Source organism: Pseudomonas sp. EpS/L25 (genome assembly GCF_001512295.1).
Taxonomy (GTDB): domain Bacteria; phylum Pseudomonadota; class Gammaproteobacteria; order Pseudomonadales; family Pseudomonadaceae; genus Chryseomonas.
The window spans coordinates 1-2,634 of record NZ_LNUP01000013.1 but is presented as its reverse complement, the minus strand read 5'-3'; the positions used below and the strand labels follow the sequence as shown (position 1 = coordinate 2,634).

The following is a 2,634-nucleotide window of genomic DNA, read 5'->3' as shown; positions in this document are numbered from 1 at the left end:
GAGGTCAGCAGGGGGCGGGACCGGCTCCTACACGTGCTCGAAACACTGCGGCCCTACAGCCTGCCCCCTGCTGCTCTCACCTCCATCCTAACGGCAAGCCAAGACACAAGCGGCCCATGGCCGCGATCTGGCTCTCAGATCGGTCGACACGAAAAGCGATCTATCTCGGGCCTAGCTCCGCGACATCATCCCCGCTCTTGGCCAGCCGCCGCGGCCGTCTGACTAACTCGCCACGGCAATTCGGACAGCGTCCCTGCAAGGGACCCGCCACGCAGTCCGCGCAGAAGGTGCACTCATAGGAGCAGATCATCGCCTGCTCGCTCTCGGCCGGCAGGGGCGAGGTGCAGTGTTCGCAGGTGGTGCGCATCTCGAGCATGGTGCTCTCTCCTTGGCTCAGGCGCCGAAGCGCGCCGCGTAATCCTGGGGACTGACCGCCAGGTGTTTGTGGAAGGTACGTCGAAGATTTTCCGGATGGCCGAAGCCGCACAGGCGCGAGACCGTGGCGATGGATGCCTGGCCGTCCTGCAGCAGTACCCGGGCGGTCTCCAGGCGCACCTGCTCGACGTAGCGGCCCGGGCCCATGCCCACCTCGCGGCTGAACAGCCGCGACAGGGTGCGCGGCGCCATGTGGGCTCGCTCGGCTAGACGCTCCAGGCCGAGGTCTTCACCGAGGTGTCCGGGAATCCAGTCGAGCAGGGCGGCCAGCCGCGGCGTGCGGCCTGGATCGGGGGCGAGGCAGGCGCTGAACTGGGCCTGGCCGCCGGGGCGGCGCAGGAACATCACCAGGCGCCGCGCCACCGCCAGGGCCAGGGGGCGGCCGAGGTCGGCTTCCACCAGGGCCAGCGCCAGATCGATGCCCGCCGTGACGCCCGCTGAGGTGAAGACATGAGGGTCGCCATCGCGTCCCTGGGGATCGTAGGTGTGCAGCCGGTCGCCCTGCACCTCGATGGTGGGGAAGGCGGCCAGCTCATCGACATAGGCCCAGTGCGTGGTGGCGCGGCGGCCATCGAGCAGGCCGGCACTGGCCAGTAGCAGGGCGCCGGAGCACACCGAGCCCAGGCGTCGTATCCGGGGTTCGATATCCCGCAGCCAGGCCCGCAGGCCGGCGTCTTCGCGCAGGGCGCCGATGCCCAGTCCGCCCGGAATCAGCAGGGTGTCCAGCTGCGTCACGTCCAGCTCGTACCAGCTTTGTTCCGCCTGGATGCCGATGCCGGCGGAAGTGCGCACCAGTCCCTCGGCGGCACCCAGCAGCTTCAGCTGATAGTAAGGGGGCAGGCCCTGGCGCTCGCGCTCCAGGTTGGCGGAGGCGAACACCTGCAAGGGTCCGGTGACGTCCAGGCTCATGACGTCGGGATAGAGCAGGGCGGCGATCAAGGGCATGGCGGCTCTCCTTGGCGAGATTCCGAGCATGCCTGCGCGGTCGCGCTGGCGACAAGGTCAAAGATCCTACGGATCCAGCCAATCCGCGTCGATTTGGCGCCATCGCCGTGCGGCCTTATCATCGCCGCCCATGAACTATACCGATCCCAAGCAACTGGCTCCGCTGCTGGAAGCCATCCTGCTCGCCGCGGGCCGTCCGCTGACCCTGGAGCGCCTGGCCGAGCTGTTCGACGAGTACGAGCGTCCCGAGCCCGCCCACCTGCGCGCGGGCCTCGCCGTGCTCGGCGGCTCCTGCCGCAAACGGGGCTTCGAACTCAAGGAGGTGGCCTCCGGCTATCGCCTGCAGGTCCGCGAAAAATACGCCCCCTGGGTCGGACGCCTCTGGGAAGAGCGCCCGCCACGTTATTCCCGCGCCATGCTGGAAACCCTGGCGCTGATCGCCTATCGCCAGCCCATCACCCGTGGCGAGATCGAAGAGGTGCGCGGCGTGGCGGTCAACAGCCAGATCGTCAAGACGCTGCTGGAGCGCGACTGGATTCGTGTGGTCGGCTATCGCGACGTACCTGGCCGCCCGGCCATGTTCGCCACCACCAAGGCCTTTCTCGACTACTTCGATCTGCGCAGCCTCGACCAGTTGCCGCCCCTGGCCGAGGTGCGCCAGCTGGAACCCGAGCCGGCCTCGGTGCTGGAGGACCCGGAGCTGAGCCTGGCCGCCCTGGAAATGGGAAGCGCGGAGGAAGAGGGCACCCTGGTGATCCCCGAGCGCACCAGCTTTCGTACCCTGCTCACCGAGCTGGACGCCATGGAGACCGGGATCAAGACCGATTTCGACGATCTGCGCCAGGCGGTGGACGAGGAGGACGAGGCTTGAGTTGGGCCCGTTGGGTTTCGCTGCGCTCAACCCAATCCAGGGTTCCATCGTGGCCATGGTGGGCCCCTGACTCCGGGAGACGACCCCTCGCTCGGATAGCACCCTCTCCCTTTGGGAGAGGGTTGGGGTGAGGGCGCCCTTCGCGGCGGATTTCCAAGTGGAAAAGGCTGCGCCGTTTTCCACGCTACGGTTTTCGACGTCTCTGATGCGTATCGCGGCCATACCGGTGCGCCATAGCGACCGCTCTGACTTGGACTATCGCGGCCATGGGCCGCTTGTGTCTTGGCTTGCCGTTAGGATGGAGGTGAGAGCAGCAGGGGGCAGGCTGTAGGGCCGCAGTGTTTCGAGCACGTGTAGGAGCCGGTCCCGCCCCCTGCTGACCT

At 67.6% G+C, this 2,634-nt stretch carries 3 protein-coding genes; 1 reads left to right on the top strand and 2 read right to left on the bottom strand.

The features are described from left to right. Positions 1–160 precede the first annotated feature (160 nt). Together AR540_RS14000 and AR540_RS13995 are read right to left on the bottom strand one after the other, a co-directional pair. Complete coding sequence (locus AR540_RS14000; protein WP_236712075.1) at positions 161–367, bottom strand: DUF1272 domain-containing protein; 207 nt, start codon at positions 365–367, stop codon at positions 161–163. 26 nt (positions 368–393) lie between these two features. Next, positions 394–1,380: a GlxA family transcriptional regulator gene (locus AR540_RS13995; protein ID WP_059229821.1), complete on the bottom strand. Its 987-nt coding sequence runs from the start codon at positions 1,378–1,380 to the stop codon at positions 394–396. A gap of 130 nt (positions 1,381–1,510) precedes the next feature. Between AR540_RS13995 and scpB the strand changes: the two genes are divergently transcribed. Next, positions 1,511–2,251 carry an SMC-Scp complex subunit ScpB gene (scpB, locus tag AR540_RS13990; RefSeq protein ID WP_059229820.1) on the top strand — a complete coding sequence of 247 codons (741 nt, stop codon included), beginning with the start codon at positions 1,511–1,513 and terminating at the stop codon, positions 2,249–2,251. Positions 2,252–2,634 lie beyond the last annotated feature (383 nt).

Coding starts and splice junctions, on each gene's coding strand:
- AR540_RS14000 (WP_236712075.1), bottom strand. CDS start 367: ATGCGCACCACCTGCGAACACTGCACCTCGCCCCTGCCGGCCGAGAGC.
- AR540_RS13995 (WP_059229821.1), bottom strand. CDS start 1,380: ATGCCCTTGATCGCCGCCCTGCTCTATCCCGACGTCATGAGCCTGGAC.
- scpB (WP_059229820.1), top strand. CDS start 1,511: ATGAACTATACCGATCCCAAGCAACTGGCTCCGCTGCTGGAAGCCATC.